General features: G+C 51.3%; 16 protein-coding genes. 6 read left to right on the top strand and 10 right to left on the bottom strand.

Annotation, left to right across the window (positions count from 1 at the left end; translation table 11 throughout):
- Positions 1 to 38: 38 nt before the first annotated feature.
- Together ACO0LK_RS10285 and ACO0LK_RS10280 are read right to left on the bottom strand one after the other, a co-directional pair.
- Positions 39 to 2,498: a TOMM precursor leader peptide-binding protein gene (locus tag ACO0LK_RS10285; RefSeq protein WP_422974703.1), complete on the bottom strand. Its 2,460-nt coding sequence runs from the start codon at positions 2,496 to 2,498 to the stop codon at positions 39 to 41.
- 1,269 nt (positions 2,499 to 3,767) lie between these two features.
- A complete protein-coding gene (locus tag ACO0LK_RS10280) occupies positions 3,768 to 4,850 on the bottom strand; it encodes a heme-binding protein (RefSeq protein WP_422974701.1) in 1,083 nt (360 codons plus the stop codon).
- Between the two features lie 651 nt (positions 4,851 to 5,501).
- On the opposite strand from ACO0LK_RS10280, the gene ACO0LK_RS10275 reads away from it, so the two are divergent.
- The gene (locus ACO0LK_RS10275) at positions 5,502 to 5,801 is read left to right on the top strand and encodes a hypothetical protein (protein ID WP_422974699.1); all 300 of its coding nucleotides are present in this window, start codon (positions 5,502 to 5,504) and stop codon (positions 5,799 to 5,801) included.
- 3 nt (positions 5,802 to 5,804) lie between these two features.
- Positions 5,805 to 6,317: a c-type cytochrome gene (locus tag ACO0LK_RS10270; RefSeq protein WP_422974697.1), complete on the top strand. Its 513-nt coding sequence runs from the start codon at positions 5,805 to 5,807 to the stop codon at positions 6,315 to 6,317.
- Positions 6,318 to 6,394: 77 nt separating this feature from the next.
- Here the strand turns inward: ACO0LK_RS10270 and ACO0LK_RS10265 are convergent, their stop codons facing one another.
- Together ACO0LK_RS10265 and ACO0LK_RS10260 are read right to left on the bottom strand one after the other, a co-directional pair.
- The gene (locus ACO0LK_RS10265; RefSeq protein WP_422974695.1) at positions 6,395 to 6,982 is read right to left on the bottom strand and encodes an NADPH-dependent F420 reductase; all 588 of its coding nucleotides are present in this window, start codon (positions 6,980 to 6,982) and stop codon (positions 6,395 to 6,397) included.
- A 42-nt stretch (positions 6,983 to 7,024) separates the two neighbouring features.
- Positions 7,025 to 7,636: an FMN-dependent NADH-azoreductase gene (locus ACO0LK_RS10260; protein WP_422974693.1), complete on the bottom strand. Its 612-nt coding sequence runs from the start codon at positions 7,634 to 7,636 to the stop codon at positions 7,025 to 7,027.
- Positions 7,637 to 7,762: 126 nt separating this feature from the next.
- Between ACO0LK_RS10260 and ACO0LK_RS10255 the strand changes: the two genes are divergently transcribed.
- Complete coding sequence (locus ACO0LK_RS10255; RefSeq protein ID WP_422974691.1) at positions 7,763 to 8,665, top strand: LysR family transcriptional regulator; 903 nt, start codon at positions 7,763 to 7,765, stop codon at positions 8,663 to 8,665.
- Between the two features lie 344 nt (positions 8,666 to 9,009).
- On the opposite strand, the gene ACO0LK_RS10250 is transcribed toward ACO0LK_RS10255, so the two are convergent.
- On the bottom strand, positions 9,010 to 9,636 hold the full coding sequence (locus ACO0LK_RS10250) for a DUF2306 domain-containing protein (RefSeq protein WP_422974689.1): 627 nt from the start codon (positions 9,634 to 9,636) through the stop codon (positions 9,010 to 9,012).
- Positions 9,637 to 9,985: 349 nt separating this feature from the next.
- Here ACO0LK_RS10250 and ACO0LK_RS10245 point away from each other — a divergent pair, with 349 nt between their 5' ends.
- On the top strand, positions 9,986 to 10,534 hold the full coding sequence (locus tag ACO0LK_RS10245) for a hypothetical protein (RefSeq protein ID WP_422974687.1): 549 nt from the start codon (positions 9,986 to 9,988) through the stop codon (positions 10,532 to 10,534).
- Between the two features lie 457 nt (positions 10,535 to 10,991).
- Here the strand turns inward: ACO0LK_RS10245 and ACO0LK_RS10240 are convergent, their stop codons facing one another.
- Positions 10,992 to 12,272 carry a glycosyltransferase gene (locus tag ACO0LK_RS10240; protein WP_422974685.1) on the bottom strand — a complete coding sequence of 427 codons (1,281 nt, stop codon included), beginning with the start codon at positions 12,270 to 12,272 and terminating at the stop codon, positions 10,992 to 10,994.
- Between the two features lie 275 nt (positions 12,273 to 12,547).
- On the opposite strand from ACO0LK_RS10240, the gene ACO0LK_RS10235 reads away from it, so the two are divergent.
- Positions 12,548 to 13,066 carry a contractile injection system tape measure protein gene (locus ACO0LK_RS10235; RefSeq protein ID WP_422974683.1) on the top strand — a complete coding sequence of 173 codons (519 nt, stop codon included), beginning with the start codon at positions 12,548 to 12,550 and terminating at the stop codon, positions 13,064 to 13,066.
- A 56-nt stretch (positions 13,067 to 13,122) separates the two neighbouring features.
- Here ACO0LK_RS10235 and ACO0LK_RS10230 read toward each other — a convergent pair whose 3' ends face one another.
- From ACO0LK_RS10230 to ACO0LK_RS10220, 3 genes are all read right to left on the bottom strand, one after another.
- A complete protein-coding gene (locus ACO0LK_RS10230; RefSeq protein ID WP_422974681.1) occupies positions 13,123 to 13,725 on the bottom strand; it encodes a hypothetical protein in 603 nt (200 codons plus the stop codon).
- 325 nt (positions 13,726 to 14,050) lie between these two features.
- Positions 14,051 to 14,230 carry a hypothetical protein gene (locus tag ACO0LK_RS10225; RefSeq protein WP_422974679.1) on the bottom strand — a complete coding sequence of 60 codons (180 nt, stop codon included), beginning with the start codon at positions 14,228 to 14,230 and terminating at the stop codon, positions 14,051 to 14,053.
- Between the two features lie 30 nt (positions 14,231 to 14,260).
- The gene (locus tag ACO0LK_RS10220; RefSeq protein ID WP_422974677.1) at positions 14,261 to 15,226 is read right to left on the bottom strand and encodes a helix-turn-helix transcriptional regulator; all 966 of its coding nucleotides are present in this window, start codon (positions 15,224 to 15,226) and stop codon (positions 14,261 to 14,263) included.
- Between the two features lie 150 nt (positions 15,227 to 15,376).
- Between ACO0LK_RS10220 and ACO0LK_RS10215 the strand changes: the two genes are divergently transcribed.
- Entirely contained in the window at positions 15,377 to 16,042 is a 666-nt protein-coding gene (locus ACO0LK_RS10215; RefSeq protein WP_422974675.1) for a glutathione S-transferase family protein, read from the top strand.
- Between the two features lie 93 nt (positions 16,043 to 16,135).
- Here ACO0LK_RS10215 and ACO0LK_RS10210 read toward each other — a convergent pair whose 3' ends face one another.
- Positions 16,136 to 17,611 (bottom strand): DUF4157 domain-containing protein, encoded by a 1,476-nt coding sequence (locus ACO0LK_RS10210; protein ID WP_422974673.1) that lies wholly within the window; start codon positions 17,609 to 17,611, stop codon positions 16,136 to 16,138.
- Positions 17,612 to 17,640: the final 29 nt, after the last annotated feature.

Here is a 17,640-nt window from a genome sequence, read left to right as displayed (position 1 = left end):
GCAAATTCTCCTTTAAATTCTTCTTGGGCTCTGTCTCTTCAGGCAATTGGATGTGGATTGTTGTTGACGATACGGCCTTTGAGTAATTTGCGTAATCTGGGATTGTCGATGCGTTTGAACTGTTCGCCAAAGTGGATGGGCTGCATATGTATGCCCACCGCACGTGCTACCCGGAACGGGCTCAGGGCGACGTCTGGCGCGGTGACATCAACGATCGCCACATCCACATTCGCGGCTAACAGACGCTGACGCAGGTCTTCTGCATTCTGGACATCGGGATACGGCCAACGACTGGCATCCATTGCCATGCTGGCTGGCTGGCGCATGAAGTCGAACGCCCCCAGCTTGTTACTGGAAAAGTAGTAAGCGGCATGGTCTTCCAATGTTTGTACTTCGTGTACTTGCTGTGGAATTTTGTGCCCGCTTCGCATCAAGTGGCACAGGTAAGGCATCACATGGCCTTGTTCCAGCAAGGCTTTGCGCATGGCCACCTGGATGTCGCCGTGGGTAGCCAGTGCGACGGATACTGCGGGCGTACTGATGCCATCACCCAGACCCAGGCAAACCACGGTGGGTACGTGTATGCCGACATCGAGCAGATACAATTCCAGCTGCATGCCGCTCCCGGTAAGATTGTCAATCATCAGACGCATTTTTCCATGGTACTGGCTGTCGAGACTCAAACGCTGGCAAGGTAATTGGGCATACCAGGTCAGCATCATTGCGTCACGTTCTATCAATTCGTAGGTGGCGCGGATGGCGGCATCGTCATTGTTTTGTCCCGCAGCCAGGCCATTGGATGATACCTGGCTGAACTGTTCTTCATACGCAGAAGCAAAGTTGAAATAACTGACCAGTGCGGGTACCCACACCGGCTTTTGCAAACCCAGCCAATGCCCTTTCGCCCAGTGAATTTTTTGCTTGGCACGCCACGGTGAAAAAGGGAAATTGGGTGTGCTGTATTGGCGTTTCGAATACAGGACCAGTTTTTCCGGATCGACATAATCGCCTTTTAATTCAATAACATTGGCGTATTTAAAATCGCGCATGTTGTAACGCGCGGCGGAATAGCGTTCTATCGCCTCACCTATGGCGCTGATGTGTGCAGAAATTTCATCCAGGCCCTTGCCTGAACCTATCTGCCCCATACTGCGCGGATCAAATTTGCCGGCAGAGAAAGTTGACATGCCTGCCGATGCAGTCACCGGAAAATCAGGCAGATGCAGTGCATGACCACTCAATTGACGGATAATCCCGGTCACAGGATCGACCCAGCCTGCCAGTAATTTTTTTAACTGTTCAACGGTAGTGACATGATTCAGCGGATTGCTGCCCGGCTGTTCATACGACGCCACCGCACTCATGGCGCCGAATTGCGGCAGTTGGCCGGCGCTTATTGCAGGGATACGTGGTTGATCTTGATGCTGATGTCCGCAGATTTCACACCACGGCATGGGAATAATTTTGTGTTGTTCACTTTCACCTGTGACCAGGTTTTGTACCCTTACCTGACCATCCAGTGTAGAGGGTGTATAGCGCAATAATAATTTAAGTACTTCCATCGACATTTGCTGCCCAACCATCACCGCCATCGGGCTTAGCAATGTGCGGGCGCGGCTGGTTTGCTGGCTATCGGTCGCCACTTTGTCCAGTTCGTGGGCCATCGAGGGTTGGTGCGCCGTACCCAGCCGGCGTAAGCGCAGGCAGTTCCAGCAACTGGTCTGGCTGGGGATTACCCAAGGGCCTATCCAGGATTCAAGTCCATCAAGGCAACCAAACAAGGCCTGGTAGCCACCGGCATCGATATATTCTGATGCTTTGTGCAGCCAGAATTGTGCCTCTTTGCTCAGGCTGACGATCACCAGATCCCATTCGCTCTCACCTGTCACCGTCAACTGTTTTTGTTCATCCAGGGCCAGGCGACCTGTAGTGACCTGACACCACGGCGCTTGCTGCGCCAGTACGGCCTGCAATACCCCGGCCCGTGGCTGCCCGATATTGTCTTGCCCAAATGGCCGATGGCAAAGTACATCGTCTTTGGTCAGGGCTTCGTTATCCAACAGATGTAAATGGCCAATGCCTGCGTTGGCCAGTTCATCGATCATTTTGACTGACCAGGGTTCAAGACCAATTACCAGCAGCCTTACCTGGCTGAGATCATCTGTCGTTCTTTTATCTGGATGCTGCCAGGCTTTAAGAAAACGTTCATGCGGCGACCATGGCGGCGAAAATTGATTGCTCTCGTCAATTTCTTCCAGCAGGCCATGCTTCTTGAGCAAATCGACGACGGCAATAATGCTGGCATCGGCATAGCCAGGAAGCTGGGCGCACAGTTCAGTCTGACTATACTGTCCCTGCAATAAGGGGCAGATATTGTTCACAAAATCGCGTACGTCTTTACCATGCAATTGAAAATCGCCCAGATCGGATTGCAATAGCACACCTTGTGCATTGGGCGTGATCGTGGCAGCAGGAGATAATTGAAGTTTCTTCATCATGGCAAGTCGCTCTGTAATCTATACGGTTATGCTGAAAACCAAGAACAGATAGTGGCGTACGTCTGCCACTATCCGCACCGTCTACTAACTCAAGGCAAGCCTATACTAGTGAACTGTCACAGCTGAAAACAGAGTGCCTTCCGCTTGCGCGACGACCATGGCTGCGTTGCAAATGCTCGCGATAGTTCACTATCGCTCTGCTTTGCGTCTTGCCCTGATCGCCGGGCAAGCGTCTTTCACTTCTGTTTCAACTGTTACAGTCCACTAGCTTGCCCATTTCACCCTTCACAACTAGCTGCTGCTGGTTGCGCTCAGTACACAAAAAGTGACCGGGCCACCAGGTTGGCAGCAATAGCACTGTGGACTTGGCTGGCATACCGCGCATACTACATTAGCGGTCTGGCACTGTGCGGTTGGCTGACAGCAGAAGCATTGCGCCGTTGGATAGCCCGTGGAACATGGTGTGCAAGGGGTGCATGGGGTACACAATGCAACTGGCTGACTGACTGAACATAATGCATTGGATGGCTGGCAGCAGAAGCATTGTGCTGTTGGATAACCCGTGGCACATGGCGTGCAAGGGGTACATGGGGTACAAGGCGTACATAAGGAAACCGGCTGACAAACTGCGCAGACTACATTGGCGGTCTGGCATTGCGTGGTTGGCTGGCAGCAGAAGCATTGCTGGGTAGGATGACACACCGCGCACACTACATTCGAAGTTTGATATTGCGCCGCTGGCTGACATGCTGTGCATTGGTAGCATTGTACGCAATGGCTACACTGCACACACAAAGTACAAGGGGTACAGTGCACACACTGGGCGCAGAATGCCACCGGCTGACAGACGGCGCAAACGACGTTGGCAGTCTGTGCCTGTGGTGCAGGTTGGCACAGTGCACAAAAATTGACTATGCACGGTACACAATAATAGCAATGCAGGCAATGGGCGCAGAGGGTGATGCATGGTACACAATGCAAAACGCAGGGGGTGCATTGCAGGCAGGTATCGCATTTGAATACCGGGGCGCTGCTGCTAAGGGTTTCTTCCAGCGCCTTGACTTTTGAAGTCAATTCGGTGAGTTGCAATTGAAGCTCTTGGATGTTATCGCTCATGATTTCTCTTCCTGAAATATTGGCCGGAGCCAATAGATGTTGATAAAACAGCCTGTGCCATAAATGGCGGGAGATACTGATCAGCGCCTGAAACATTGTCTTTAGCAGCATAATTTCGCTCCATGGACGCTGTTGCTACTACAACAAAATCAACTATTGGATTTTGCTCAGGGTGTTGGCAGTGATATGCGGGAACACATAAGACTGACCATCCACCAGATGCAGCCGCAGACTGATGTTCTGCGAATACTGCAACATCAACTGCCCGTTGGATAATTCTTCCAGCCAGACGGTATGCGTGAACTGCGTCACGTTGTTATGCTCTGCGATGAAGGGGTTATTGGTAATGCCACCGTTATTAGCGGTATCAACATTGAGCTTGTGGGTGCGCAATACCCTGATGCCCTGCTGGGGCAACACTGCCAGCGCATCCTGCAAAACGATATTGGGATTGATGTTCGGGTTGCTTGGAATATCCGTGCCATAAGGCACATTGAAAGCAGCCGGTGCATCAATCGGCAAAGTACTGACATTGGGAATATCCGGTGCGCCATGAATGACTGTGACATCGCCCATCGCCAGGATGGAATTCCCGTGCGGCACAGAAACCTGTTTGATGATTTGTCGTGCCGGGTTTTGTGGTGGAATGGGGTCAGGTGCAGGTGGGCTGGGGATATACGGTTGAGTATCGAGCGGCCCTTGCCCCTGCGGACCGGTGATCAGATTAAGCCAGGCACCGTTTTCTGCATGTACCAGGGTATTCGCCTGAACCCCGTCAGAGAAAAACACCCGTTGCTCGTAAAATAAGGTATAGCTGTCCTGTTCATCCACGCCACCACGATTGGCGACTTTCCCTTGCAATGCGCTGAAGGTCATCACTTCATAATAAAAAACATTCTTCAGGATAAAACCATTCGGCGCTGTCGCCTGCGGCAAGGGCATGACGTTGAAGCCATTGGTTTTGGGACTGACCCAGGTACCAATCAGCCCGGCCAGGGGTCCAAGATTCTTCAGCATCGTTGGGTTATGATCGCCGCCGCCAGGGGCCAGCAAAGGAATGTTGTAATCGGGAACAAACGGTGAGACCGGGCAGCAGGTACTGCATTTACTCACCGGGCAATGACATTGCTGAACAGCTTGACCGGTCGGACTGCTTGAAGCTTGTAAGCGATCGATGGCAGAACTTAATTGTTCTATATCGACGCGCAGTTGCTCTGTTTCATTTTCAGATTTCATGTCGTTCTGACTCCTTCTGGGTGTGGAATACACGATGAAATACAGCGGGGGGAATGCCTCTATTACGTTTTTTTGAAAATGGATCTCATTGCTTTCGCAACTCACCCAATAAAAAGCAGCAGTAGCAATGCTTAAAAATTGCATTGCAAAAACAACTATTTCTCGATGCAATTATTTCTCGATGCAACTATTTCTCAATACAGTCAAAAGACAAGCCCTGTTCTGCCTGCAATTGACAGTTGACAGTTGACTAGTCGGCCCCAATGCCTTTGGTCAACCTTCAGCAGAATCAGGACGTGGTACAAGCTTTCTTCGACAAGTGAATTGCTTTCAATACTTGCCTGACCGATCATGCGGATTGCTGTGATTCAACAAAGCGACAAACAAATTCGCATTTCGCCTTAAATTCTTATAGTTGAATTTTTCATATTCTTATTTGATAATAATATTATCCAAAAGATAATAATGCAATGTTATTTAATAGTTAAAAATACGCACTGCTTACCGTAATGCCCTGGCGCACTATTTAAGGGGAAAAAGGATGTAAAGCCCTGCACATAGCGGAATGCAAAAAAATGTGAATCTAATTTGGAATTGTTGCCGTATATCTAGAGTGGCCAACACAGCCCTGGTTAAAACGAAGAGGATTTCATGACAAATTTGAACATTTCCATAGCCGCTGGCAATCGCCGGCGGTTTTCCCGCACCGTGTCGAGCATGGCGTTGTCGGCGTCGGGTATTGCGCTGCTGGCGGGCAATGAGGTACTGGCGACGAATATCGGTGCCAATGCGGTGCTGAATGCTTACCTGGCGACCAAACCTGCCATCAAGGAGGATGAACTGGTCAAAATCGCCGGTCAACTGGTTACAGGTGACACCCAGCACTGGACTATTTTGTGGACCGTTCCAGGCATGGCTATGCCTGAACAATCTGTAATTGCAGGTGCATAAACGATGGCTGCTTTTTTCACTCTCACAACATCAGCCACAGCACCAGCAAGCACTTTGCCAGTACCGTCACAAACACAAAGAGCAACACGGGGCCTGACAGGCTGGCTGAGAAGCCTGGCCGTCTGCTTGTTACCGATCAGCATGCTGGTTATGGGTGCGGATGCCCTTGCTGGTGCTGCTGGTGCTAATGCTGGTACTACTGGTGATATCCAGCAAGGCCGGGCCTTGTATGAAGCGCGATGTTTTGGCTGCCATTCGATGGATGCCAATCGCATTGGCCCAAAGCATGCCAATCTGATAGGCCGCAAGGCAGGCAGTATTTCGGATTTTGAATATTCACCGGCCTTGCGTGGCGCCAAAATAGTCTGGAACGAAAAAACCCTGGACCGTTGGCTGCAAGACCCTGAATCCTATGTCCCCGGCCAACAGATGGATGTCAGCGTCAGCAAGGCCGAAGACAGGAAAAACCTGATCGCCTACCTGAAAACCCTTAGCATGAAGACGGCAAAAAAGTAAGTCGCCAGCAGCGCCCTCATCTTCATGCTCATGCTCATGCTCATGCTCATGCTCATGCCCACGCCGTCATCCACTGCCTAAACCAGCTTGATAAGATTCTGTAGCAAGAGTGGCCCGTTCAGCGCAAGCAAACGGCCACCTTCAGCTATCTTGCCCAGCTGTATCGGCGCAAAGCCAAACTGGGTGGCGAGATGGGCAACGCTGGCACTGGCTTCAGCATCATCGGCTGCCAAAAACACCACACGGCGGCCTTCATTTTGTGCAGGCGTGCTGGCCAGCAAAGCTGCTGGCAACTGGTTAAATGCCTTGACCACGCGGGCACCGGGCAATGCTGCTGCCAACACTTCTGTCGACGCCATGCCACGTAATTCTTCTGGCGCAATGCCATAGGCATTCATGGCGTCGATGACGATTTTGCCTTTCCAGTCACGCAGCGCAGCGGCTACATCCGCATGGGCGCGAAACGGTATGGCAAAAATGACCGTGTCGGCAGCAAGTGCATCCTGCAAGTTTGCTGGCGTCACTGTCGGCCCCAGTTCTTTTGCCAGCGCAGTCAGACTGGCAGAGCCACGGGTATTGGCAATCGATACCTGGATACCAGCGTGGGCAAAATGGCGGACCAGTGCAGTGCCGACCTTGCCGGCACCGATGATGGAGTAAGTCATGTTCATTTCCTTGATCTATTTAAGAGGGAATTTAAGATGGCATCAGGCAGCAATGGCCGCGATTTCCTGACGTGCCTGGTGAATGGCAGCTTCCTTGGCTTCCAGGCTGAAAGCCAGGCCTTCGGCGCGAATGATGGTGATGTCAGTGATACCCAAAAAGGACAGCAGGCCAGACAAATAACTGTCGTGATGTTCGTACACGGCGGCTGGGCTGCCCGCCGAATACACGCTGCCACGGGCGGCGGCTATCACCACCTTTTTGTTTTTGGATAACAAACCTTCGGGGCCATTGGCACCATAGCGAAACGTCTTGCCGGCAACTGCAACCCTGTCTATCCATGCCTTGAGCTGGGTAGGGATAGAAAAGTTATACATGGGCGCACCAATGACCACGATGTCGGCGGCAATCAGTTCTTCCACATAGGCGTCGCCCTTGGCGATGTCGCTACCCAGAGCAGCGTCTTCCAGCGCTGCGCCCTGGCGCACTGCCATGTGCGCGCCGGACAAATGCAGGGCCGCATCCGCAGCCAGATCACGATAGATAATTTCAATACCCGGATGCAGGGCCACTTCACGTGCCACGATGTCCGAAGACAACTGACGACTGACTGAATAAGCGCCAAGAATGCTGGAATCAAGATGCAGGAGTTTCATAACAGAACCTTTAAGGAAGAAGAAGTGAACTGAATGATGCTGCCAATATTTGAATCTGAAAAGATGATATATTGAGATATATACCATCTTCATTTGAGATGGATAGGTATCAAGCTAGGATCAACCATGCTGGACGGCGTATCGCTGGATCAACTCAGAACCTTCATCGCGGCCGTAGATGAAGGCAGTTTTTCTGCCGCCGCCAGAAAGCTGAACCGCGTGCAGTCTGCCGTCAGCGGCTGGGTCAGCAGCCTGGAAGAACAGATAGGCGTGGTGCTGTTTGATCGCTCTGGCCGCTACCCCAGGCTCACACCTGAAGGCGTATTGTTGCTGGCCGATGCCCGCAATATCGTGGCCGGTGTTGATACGCTAAAGGCGCGTGCCAAATTAATGGCATCCGGGCTGGAACCGGAACTGTCGGTGGTGGTGGACGTATTCTTTCCCACCGCCGTGATTGCCGCCGTCGCCAAAGATTTCGCCAGACAGTTCCCACATACGCCCTTGCGACTGTATGTAGAAGGCCTGGGCGCTGCGTATCAGCCAGTGCTGGATGAACGTTGCAGCCTGGGCATATTGGCATCACTGCCACTGCATTTTCCAACGCTCAGCAGCAAGGCCGTGGGTGAAGTACCGCTGCTGATGGTGGCCTTGCACAGCCATCCGCTGGCAGCTATCCAAGGCACCATCCCCAAATCCGAACTGGCCAGGCATACACAGTTAGTCATCACCGACCGTTCAGAGTTAATGGCAGGCCAGGAACTGGGCGTCATGTCACCCCACACCTGGCGCCTGGCCGACCTGTCAGCCAAACATGCGTTCCTGCTCAATGGTGTAGGCTGGGGCGGCATGCCTCTGCCGATGATAGAACGCGACCTGGTCGCCGGCACGCTGAAGATTCTCGATATCGAAGACTTCCCCAAGGGTGGCAAAAAACTTCCCATGCTGGCAGTCCACCCCAGCGCCGCCCCACCCGGCCCGGCAGGGCGCTGGTTTATTGAACAGATACAGCGTTACCTTGGTCCTGCATAAAATCAGACTCCCTATACAAACACCAGCCTGATTATCCGCATCGAGCAAGCATCTCTCACGACAGCCTTGCCGAACGGCACTAGCACCAGGCAAGATCATGCAGAAAGTCCCGTAAAAGCCACAACAAAATCACGTCACCAACAAATTAAACACAAATTAAATACAATTTATCGATAAAATGTATATAATTAATTTATTGATCTGATTATCTTATTCTGCTTGCTGGAGTAACGCAGAAGCCAAATCAGGTCTGCTGTGCAAGGTGCAAGATATTCCTCTCCAAAGGTGTTCGCCCACAACTGGCAACGGTTGTGGGCTTTTTTTGGAACAGGTTCTGACTGGGCTCAGGCAATTTCCAACTGACTGGCGCGAGGCAGAGACAGGCACAACAAATCCGCCATCACCAGGGCCATCAAACTACTGACCCAGATCAGGTTGGCGGCCCCGCCGAAGCTGGCGTTGATATCCATTTTCAATACGTCGACCAGCATACGCGTGACGATAAAAGTCAACGTCAGTGCATAACTGCGGGTGATCCAGATCTGGTGCATGATCAGTTGCCGGTTACAGGCCGTGACCACAGCAGCAACGGTCGTCCCCAGCCACAAACAGCCTTGCGCAACTGCCGGCCATTTTTCAGCCGGGGCCAGATGCATCAACGCAATGTATATCGCAAGCGGTGCTGCAATGCCGACAGCGACTGCATACAAGCGCCCCAGTAGCCGGTGCATCTGCAAATGCCTGCGTCGAATTTCGGGAAAAAACTGTACCGGTGCAACCAGCAGCGCCACCGTTGCCGCCAGTGCGTGCACATGCAGACACCAGCGATAGGCATTTATTTTTTGTTCCCAATGCGGATTCATGCCCAGCAGCAAAGGCAGCTCTACCTTGCACATCACCAGCATGAACAGCAAACCCGCAATGAGGAAAAAAACCAGCCGGGAACGAGCAAATACCTCACGGTGTGCCATGATTTTCTCCCAAAAGATGCAAGCGCAATGGCTGTGTGCCAGAGGTGCTTAAAGAGCGACTTAAAGGGTATTCAACGTCATTGCCGGGGTTTTGACTGACACCAAAGCTGTAAAGTCTGTGAGCAAAAGTAAGTATCAAAATGTAGATGCGAACCAAGATAGGTCGTAGATACGATTAGTGCAACGTAATCGTACGTGTGTCAGAACGTAGTTGCGAATAGCCCAGCGTATTCGCACGCAGGCTTTAAGGTAGCTATTGATATTTTTCAGTCCCGACATGTGTGTGACTACGTTACACTAATCGCACGCAGGCTATCCACTTACTCCCCCAAAAGGAAGGAAATAATCATTGGACTCCACAAGCACCCGAAACTTTTTTTTATTTGTGTATCGCTGGTTCAATCTTTGTGTGCGCACAATGTTTTTTATGTTGGCGTCGTTTTCTCTTTCCGGTTGTTCACATGTAGTCGAATTTGAACAAATTTTTACCGGATTCAACGGGCCTAAAGTACCGGGGCTTCATCACTTTGAAAGTAAGGATGAACTTGAGAAATCATGGATAAAATCAGCCTTGAGTCCGTCCGACTACGAGAAATTTTTATCCAAAGTTAATTTTGATCAGCAAATTTTAATCGCTGTTTCAGTGGGTGAATTAGAAAATGCAAGCAAGGATATCCAGATTTCGACTGTCAGGCTAATCCCGGTACAAGAAAATTTAATCGTAGATGTTAGCGTTAAGGTGGGCGTCGTCAGCAATGACTGTGCGAAATTCTCTACATCATTCCCGTTCGTTATCGGTGTGTTTGAAAAATCCAAGAAGTCACTTGAATATGGGGGGTATGAACTGAGTAATTTCGATGCGGGATGTAAATCACGTATTGTTACAATAAATGGGTGAGCTACTCTGAATTAGCCCACATAGATACAAGCGCAGCATGATCGTACACACGTCTTTAACGGCTTGCTTGCGTCAACAGCCAATTTACCGAAGTAAATTCAAAGCAGTGAGGTACTTCCGGTAAGATAAAAGACATGGCAATTTGAAGCGTCGTTGCCATTGCCAGGCGCAACATGCGTGCGAGTGCTACAAATTGCGCTCCGCTAATCTCACCTACAAGTTCTCATAACCCGCGTAGGTACGATTAGTGCAACGTAATCGTACGTATGTATTTAACGACTTTCTATCGTCAACAGCCAATTTACCGGAGTAAATTCAAAGCAGTGAAGTACTTCCGGTAAGATAAAAGACATGGCAATTTGAAGCGCTATTGCCATTGCCAGCCACAACATGCGTGCGAGTGCTACAAATTGCGCTCCGCAAATCTCACCTGCATATACTCATATGTGCCACGCGGCTAGTACAGTTTTGCAAAAGTCGCGTTAATCAACCTAACCGCCTCTGCTACCCCGTTCTCTTGCTTCATCGCCTCGGCGACTGATTGTGCCTTGACTGTCATCTGTGGCGCATTCAATACGGCCTTGATCTTTGTCGCCAGGGCCCGCGCCGTCAGCTTGCGTCGTTTCAATAACTTGCCGACGATACCCAGGCGGCGTAACTCATTGCCCCAGTGTTCTTGCTCGCTGATGTGGGCAACGACTACCGATGGCTTGCCCGCCAGTGTTGCCGATTGCGTCGTCCCTGCCCCGCCGTGATGCACGATAGCCTTGCACAACGGGAAGATGGCGTGATGCGGTGCCGCCGATACATACAAAACCTGATCACCAGATTCTAAACCGCATTCCTGCCAGCCCGGGCTTTGGATAATCGCCCGACACCCCGCAAGCGTGGCCGCCTGTGTGAACATGCCCAGCGTAGCGGTCTGGTCGGTGACATCCGGGGGCATCCAGCTGCCAAAGGTCATATAAACAGGAGCATCCCCCGCCGCCAGAAAGCTGGCCAGCGCAGAAGGCACAACACCTTCCACTTCAGAATTCGGCATATCCAGAAAACCGCAGACATGCGCAGATGCAGGCCAATCCGCCTGCGCCTGACATATCTGCGGACTGACTGCCACCAAGGCAAGCTGCGGCGAGATCCATACTTGCGTGACAATATCTTGCGTCAGTGGCATGCCGAGCTGCTGCCGCAAGCGGTTGGGATAATGCTTCAACGTCCGGTTCAGCGCAAATTGCGTCAGCCACCACAGCACACGATTGCCGGTTTGCCCAAATACAGCCACGCTCAAGGGGTGATTAAAAGCGCTGGGTATGGCAGCATGTGACAGCAAGACGCTGACATAAGGCTTGCCCGCTTTTTCTGCCGCGATCTGTAGCGGATGCATGAAATAATGCCCGATCAATACATCGGCATCAGTGCACAGGCTTTGGGCGGCGTCAAACATGGCATCTTCAACAGGGTCATAGCACAGCCGCAAGATGGTCGCCATTTGCGTCATGGGATTGCGGGTGTTGTACACCAGACGGCCAATCTTCTCAGCCTCTTCCGGGCTGACCACCGGCGAAGCAAGTACCCTTATCTTTACACCACGCGCCGATTTGAAACCGGCATACAAAGCACCATCGAAGCAGGTGATGACCAGGCTGACTTCATGCCCCGCTGCCTGCAAGCCTTCCGCCAGCGCCAGAAATGGCCGCACATCACCATGGCTACCCCAGGTTTGTATTCCTATTTTCATATTCTGTTTTGCTTGCTCAGGCGCTTCAATCAAATCGGGCAAACAGAATTGTAGCGGGTGGCGGCAGCTTTGTATGGAAGAGATGCTGAAAATACCCGACCAAACATAAACCCGTGCAGACAGGTATGGTCAAGATCTATATACAGGACCACCTATGTCAATCCATGTCCACCTATGCCGATCTGCCAGCAAATGGTAAATTAGCAGGATTGCACGGCTTGCAACAACATTGACGCCCAACACCACCATCTGACGGCAGGGACAACAGGAAAAAAATGAACACATCTATCAAAGTAAATAATGCAGGACTGGTACTCTTGCAAAGCTACGTCCCCACGTTTTTCTCGCATCTGCATCTGACCGAAGACAATCGCTTCATCTCTGCCGAAGCACAACAGCGCGCTGTCCACTACCTGCAGTTTTTAGTAACCGGGCATAGCCAGACCGCCGACCAGTATCTGACGCTGAATAAAATCCTGTGCGGCTTCAAACCACAAGACACCGTGGGCACCGGCATCACATTGACAGAAGAAGAGGCACAATTGTGCGAGGGCATGCTGCACGCCTTCATGAGCCACTGGTCCGCAATCGGTGCCAGCTCGGTAGAAGGCATGCGTGGTAACTGGCTGGTCAGGGATGGCGCGTTAGATAGCTCGTCAGGCGAAGGTGCAGACTGGCACCTGAAAGTAGAAAAACGCGCTTACGATGTACTGATCAACCAATGCCCGTTTAGTTTTTCCATCATCAAATTTCCGTGGATGAATAAGGTGTTGCGGGTGACTTGGCCGACTTAGGGGTGCGTTTACAAGTACAACTGACTAAAGCTCTATCTGCCAATCGCGATTCAGGTCTATTTTTTAGGCTCATCAACTGCGTTTGCTTCCAGAAGTTCGCCGTGGTCTTCATAGAGATATTTATATTCAAATCGAATATGGTGTCTCAATCTTTTTATTTCATCCCACTCTTTCAAAAAATCTATACCGCGTTCCCCATTTTTTACGCGTTCTTCAAAATTTTCCTCGCGTACGGACAACTCATCTTCTAATACCAAGATTTTATTTTTTGCTTTTGCATAGTTGCGAATCTCGCGTGTGAATTCCACATCGGCTTTTATTATCAAGGCCGCTGCAATCAAAGAAACTGCTAACGGAATTGTGACAAGTTCAATCAATTTTGCCAGACTCTCGTGCGCGTTGCTTGAGTCAGTTAACATTTGCGCGGCTGCTGGCTTGAAAGCGTCGGGGTGTTGTGTCAGAGATTTTTTTATCTCAGTGGATAGGTAGGATAAATACATATGGGCTGCAAATGCAACGGACATCAGTAGCAGACCAATCATCATTGGTTTCAATGGCTTAATCTTCCATTTCCAACTCGCCGAATTGTAAATAAGTGAGACCGCAAGTATTGGAATTCCAGCGCCGAGTAGAAAAAAGGTGATGAAAAATGTGCTCATATATGCCAATTAAATTATTTGATCGTTTGAAAATATTGAGTCTCAAATTTTGAGCGACGTATTCTGAGATTTAGAAATACGCGTGCCCTGCGAAACATTGCAATATTATCATCTACAATCAAATTTTTCTGGGGAGGAGCCCATTATTTTTTTCTATTCTTCGCACCCAATTACGTCGCAGCCTCAAAGACTGTAAGTTGGGCATGGTTTAAATAGTTATCCAGCCCACATCCCCAATCGATAGTTTCAAACTGGGATACGGATGACCACCACTAATCGGGGTAATCTTAGTTACGGTAGTGGTCCTTGTATTCAGAACCGAAGATCATTTTTTAATTTCACGCGCAGTCCTGATGTCATAGAAAAACATAACATCATCAGCCCGACGCACTCTCAATTCACGATCATCACTCACACCTCTAAGTACCGTCAGTGGTTGCAGTGGCGTGTCTGCAAAAGCAGACATCACATTCAAAGCGAATAAAAGAGCGAGGAAATATTTCATGATGCCTTGATTTAAATTTGAGTAAAAAATTCACACCCCATACAACGCCCCCATCTCCCCCACCACATCCCTCATCCTGCTACGCAATTCCGGTGGTTCCAGCACTTCGGCGTCTTTGCCAAAGCGCAGTATTTCTGCGCTGGCTTGCCACAGTGATCCTACCGGGATGGTGGCGGTGGTCCAGCCTTGTTCGTCCACGTCTTTGGACAGGTGCATTTCGGCGTAGACATAGGGCGGCAAAAAGTGTTCGCACATTTTGACGCCCAGGGGTGACAGGCGGATGGTGGCCTGGCTGTTGTACATGTCCTGTTCTACCCTGCGGGTGGAGGCGCGCCAGTAGTGGGTGAGGTCGAAGCTGGCGGGGCGTTCGAAATGTTGTTCCAGCAGATTGAAATCGAGTATGCGTGAGATGCGATAGGTGCGGGGTTTGTCGTCCACCTGCCCTACCAGATACCAGGCACCACCTTTCATGACCATGCCAAGGGGCTGAACGGTTCTTTCCTTGATGCCTTTCCAGCTTTCATAACGGATATGGATCAGGCGTTGCGTCCAAACGGCATCGGCCACTTGCGGCAAGTAATGCGGCTGATCTGTCAGCGAAAACCAGGCGGGTGCATCCAGGTGAAAGCGGGAACGCATTTGCATGGCACCGTCACGCAAGGCCGCCGGCATGGCAGACAGCAGCTTGTTTTGCGCCGCCACCATGACAGACCCCAGGCCCATGTCGGTGGCGGCACCGGCCAGGCCACTCATGAACAGGGCTTCGGCTTCTTTGGCGGACAAGCCATTCAATTGCGTGCGATAACCGTCCAGCAGCCGGTAACCGCCTGCCGAACCGCGTTCGCTATAGACGGGGATGCCTGCCTCGCTCATGGAATCGATGTCACGATAAATGGTGCGCAAGGTGACACCGCACTCGTCCGCCAGTTCAGGCGCAGTGGCAAAACCCCGCGCTTGCAGGATGGTGAGGATGGAGATCAGTCGGCTGGCGCGCATGTCAGGATGGTGCGGAATGGTTGAGATTAAATAATTTTTCAATAATAACCAATCCTGACAAAAGATGACAGGTATCAAGCCGTATTCTGCTCACATCGGCCAAGCAATGACGCTTTACAGCCGCCAACCCTGACACAGAAAGGCAAGATCATGAGTAACAATGACAACATCACCCTGTTCTATTCCCCCCAAACCCGCGCTACCGGCACGCTGACCTTACTGGAGGAAATGGGTGCGCCTTATCAATTGCATGTCTTGAACATGAAGGCTGGTGAGCAAAGGCAAGCTCCGTATCTGGCCATTAACCCCATGGGCAAGGTACCGGCCCTGCTGCATCATGGCGAGCTGATCACGGAACAGATTGCTGTCTTTATGTACCTGGCAGAGCTGTTTCCGGAAACTGGCCTGAGCCCTGCCCCAGGCAGCCGCCTGCGCGGTACTTATCTGCGCTGGATGGCATTTTATGCTTCCTGTTTTGAACCGGCCCTGGTGGACAAGTCGCAACAGAATCCGCCAACAGCCCCATCGATGTGCCCTTACGGCGATTTTGATACGATGCTCAATACCGTCACCGCCCAACTGGCAAAAGGACCTTACCTGCTGGGTGAGCAACTGTCGGCAGCAGATATCCTGTGGGGCAATGCCTTGAACTGGGGCACCATGTTCAAGCTGGTGCCTGAAACCCCGGTCATCATGGAGTATGTACAGCGTATCACCAGCCGTCCTTCGTTCGTCAAAGTCGGTGCGATGGATGCCGCCTGGGCTGCTGAGCATGAGCGTATTGTAAATGAGGGAAAAGAGAGTAAGGCGGCGTAAGGGGAGATGGCTATGCGCATGGATGGTAAAGTTTACATCCATGCATTCTGCCAAACAAATAGCACAAGCTAAGACTTGCCCTTACAAAAACTGTCAAGGCAAGTCGCTTATTACGCTATCCTGCATGTCGGACAGTCCGCCCAATCCAAACACTTCATCTGAATCTTGTTCTGTAGCCGCTGCTACGTCTTTCTCCTTTGCTGTTTCTTTCGCGTCTTTCTCGTCTTTAAAGCCCTTTTGCAATTCATCCGCGACGTCATTACCTTTTTTAAGTAAAGCGTCTGGCAAATTCAACATTTCCGTGAAGGCAACAAGCAAGTTATCTCTTATTGACGTTGCATATGCATCGTGCCCGTCTTGTCTTATGACTCCACCATCGTTGTTCCTTCCATGTGGCAAGTCAAGGCGTCGCTCACGGACGTGCGCTTGCGCTTGCCAGATATCCCCTGCACCTTTCACTCCTTCAAATCTGTGACTTGTCTGGTTTCGCTTAGCTTCATTAGCTTTGTCGATTTTTGACTTCTCTTTAGCGTCGGCCTTAGCATCGGCCATAGCATCGGCTTTAGGCCCCTTGGCAGTGACTACATGGCCATCAAAGCTCACCTCACTGTCCTTTTTTTCAAAATTAAAAGCATGTGCATGACGCTCATCTTTCGATTGCAAACTCAAATCCCATGCGTAAAAATTTCCCTTTGCCCACTGTTTTAAACCCGTCTCATCCTCTGCAAGCACGCCCAGCAAGGGCAAGCTAACTGTCTTACCATCCGTCACAGCCTGCACAACCCCACTCCCCCCAACATGCGGCATCAGTTTCCTCTGTACGGGATCACGGCTCCCTCCCCTTTCGCGTCCATGCGTCGTCTGGCTGTCCCGCGCCAACTGTGCTGTACCCAGGCTAAGGGCTTTGCTGCCCATCATATCTGCTTCACTCTCAAGGCCGACGTCATCATTCACCTGCACTCCGGCCTTCATCTGGAAAGTTGGCCGGACGCGGCCCTGTTTCTGTTGCACCACGTGCCAGGCTTCGTGCGGCAGGTGTTGTTCTTGCCCGGGTGCCAGGTGGATATCGGTGCCCTGGGCGTAGGCGTGCGCCTGCAATTGTGCTGGTTGTGGAGAGTTGTAATGCACTTTCACATCGTCGAGCGAATGACCAGACAAGCCTTCGATGCCTGACTTAAGATTGTCCGGCAAGCCGGTATCGTTCGGCTTGGGTGCAGCGGCTTGCACCTCGCGCTGCACAGGTGCAGCCTCTGCCATGCGTTGCAATGGCGCATTGTCCGTAGCAGTCGCCAGGCGATGGCCTTGTGCGCTTTGATCTGCCATGCGCTGTATCGCCCGCATGTGTTGTGCCTGGGGACTATTGTTCATCATGGCTTGCAGCGTGCTGGCTTGCATTGTCTGCGGGCTGTTGTTCACCAGGGTCTGCAATTGCCGCTGCGCGACTGCTGCCGGGCGATTGTCTGTAAATGCCGCCTGTGGCTCCGTACTGAGTTGCGCCGATTGCGATTCAACTCTGATTGCTTGCTGTGCTGTTTGTGCTTCAGCAGGCGCTGCTTGTTGGGTCTTCATAGGCCTTAACATCTGTATGGGTTAGTGTC

It is taken from the genome of Undibacterium sp. Ji49W, assembly GCF_049340205.1.
Lineage (GTDB): Bacteria > Pseudomonadota > Gammaproteobacteria > Burkholderiales > Burkholderiaceae_D > Undibacterium.
The sequence above is the reverse complement of the archived record's forward strand: the minus strand, read 5'-3'. Positions and strand labels throughout refer to the sequence as shown.

What these genes read in the sequence shown, in the direction of transcription:
- ACO0LK_RS10285 (WP_422974703.1), bottom strand. Translation starts at nt 2,498, where the DNA reads ATGATGAAGAAACTTCAATTATCTCCTGCTGCCACGATCACGCCCAAT.
- ACO0LK_RS10280 (WP_422974701.1), bottom strand. Translation starts at nt 4,850, where the DNA reads ATGAAATCTGAAAATGAAACAGAGCAACTGCGCGTCGATATAGAACAA.
- ACO0LK_RS10275 (WP_422974699.1), top strand. Translation starts at nt 5,502, where the DNA reads ATGACAAATTTGAACATTTCCATAGCCGCTGGCAATCGCCGGCGGTTT.
- ACO0LK_RS10270 (WP_422974697.1), top strand. Translation starts at nt 5,805, where the DNA reads ATGGCTGCTTTTTTCACTCTCACAACATCAGCCACAGCACCAGCAAGC.
- ACO0LK_RS10265 (WP_422974695.1), bottom strand. Translation starts at nt 6,982, where the DNA reads ATGACTTACTCCATCATCGGTGCCGGCAAGGTCGGCACTGCACTGGTC.
- ACO0LK_RS10260 (WP_422974693.1), bottom strand. Translation starts at nt 7,636, where the DNA reads ATGAAACTCCTGCATCTTGATTCCAGCATTCTTGGCGCTTATTCAGTC.
- ACO0LK_RS10255 (WP_422974691.1), top strand. Translation starts at nt 7,763, where the DNA reads ATGCTGGACGGCGTATCGCTGGATCAACTCAGAACCTTCATCGCGGCC.
- ACO0LK_RS10250 (WP_422974689.1), bottom strand. Translation starts at nt 9,636, where the DNA reads ATGGCACACCGTGAGGTATTTGCTCGTTCCCGGCTGGTTTTTTTCCTC.
- ACO0LK_RS10240 (WP_422974685.1), bottom strand. Translation starts at nt 12,272, where the DNA reads ATGAAAATAGGAATACAAACCTGGGGTAGCCATGGTGATGTGCGGCCA.
- ACO0LK_RS10235 (WP_422974683.1), top strand. Translation starts at nt 12,548, where the DNA reads ATGAACACATCTATCAAAGTAAATAATGCAGGACTGGTACTCTTGCAA.
- ACO0LK_RS10230 (WP_422974681.1), bottom strand. Translation starts at nt 13,725, where the DNA reads ATGAGCACATTTTTCATCACCTTTTTTCTACTCGGCGCTGGAATTCCA.
- ACO0LK_RS10225 (WP_422974679.1), bottom strand. Translation starts at nt 14,230, where the DNA reads ATGAAATATTTCCTCGCTCTTTTATTCGCTTTGAATGTGATGTCTGCT.
- ACO0LK_RS10220 (WP_422974677.1), bottom strand. Translation starts at nt 15,226, where the DNA reads ATGCGCGCCAGCCGACTGATCTCCATCCTCACCATCCTGCAAGCGCGG.
- ACO0LK_RS10215 (WP_422974675.1), top strand. Translation starts at nt 15,377, where the DNA reads ATGAGTAACAATGACAACATCACCCTGTTCTATTCCCCCCAAACCCGC.
- ACO0LK_RS10210 (WP_422974673.1), bottom strand. Translation starts at nt 17,611, where the DNA reads ATGAAGACCCAACAAGCAGCGCCTGCTGAAGCACAAACAGCACAGCAA.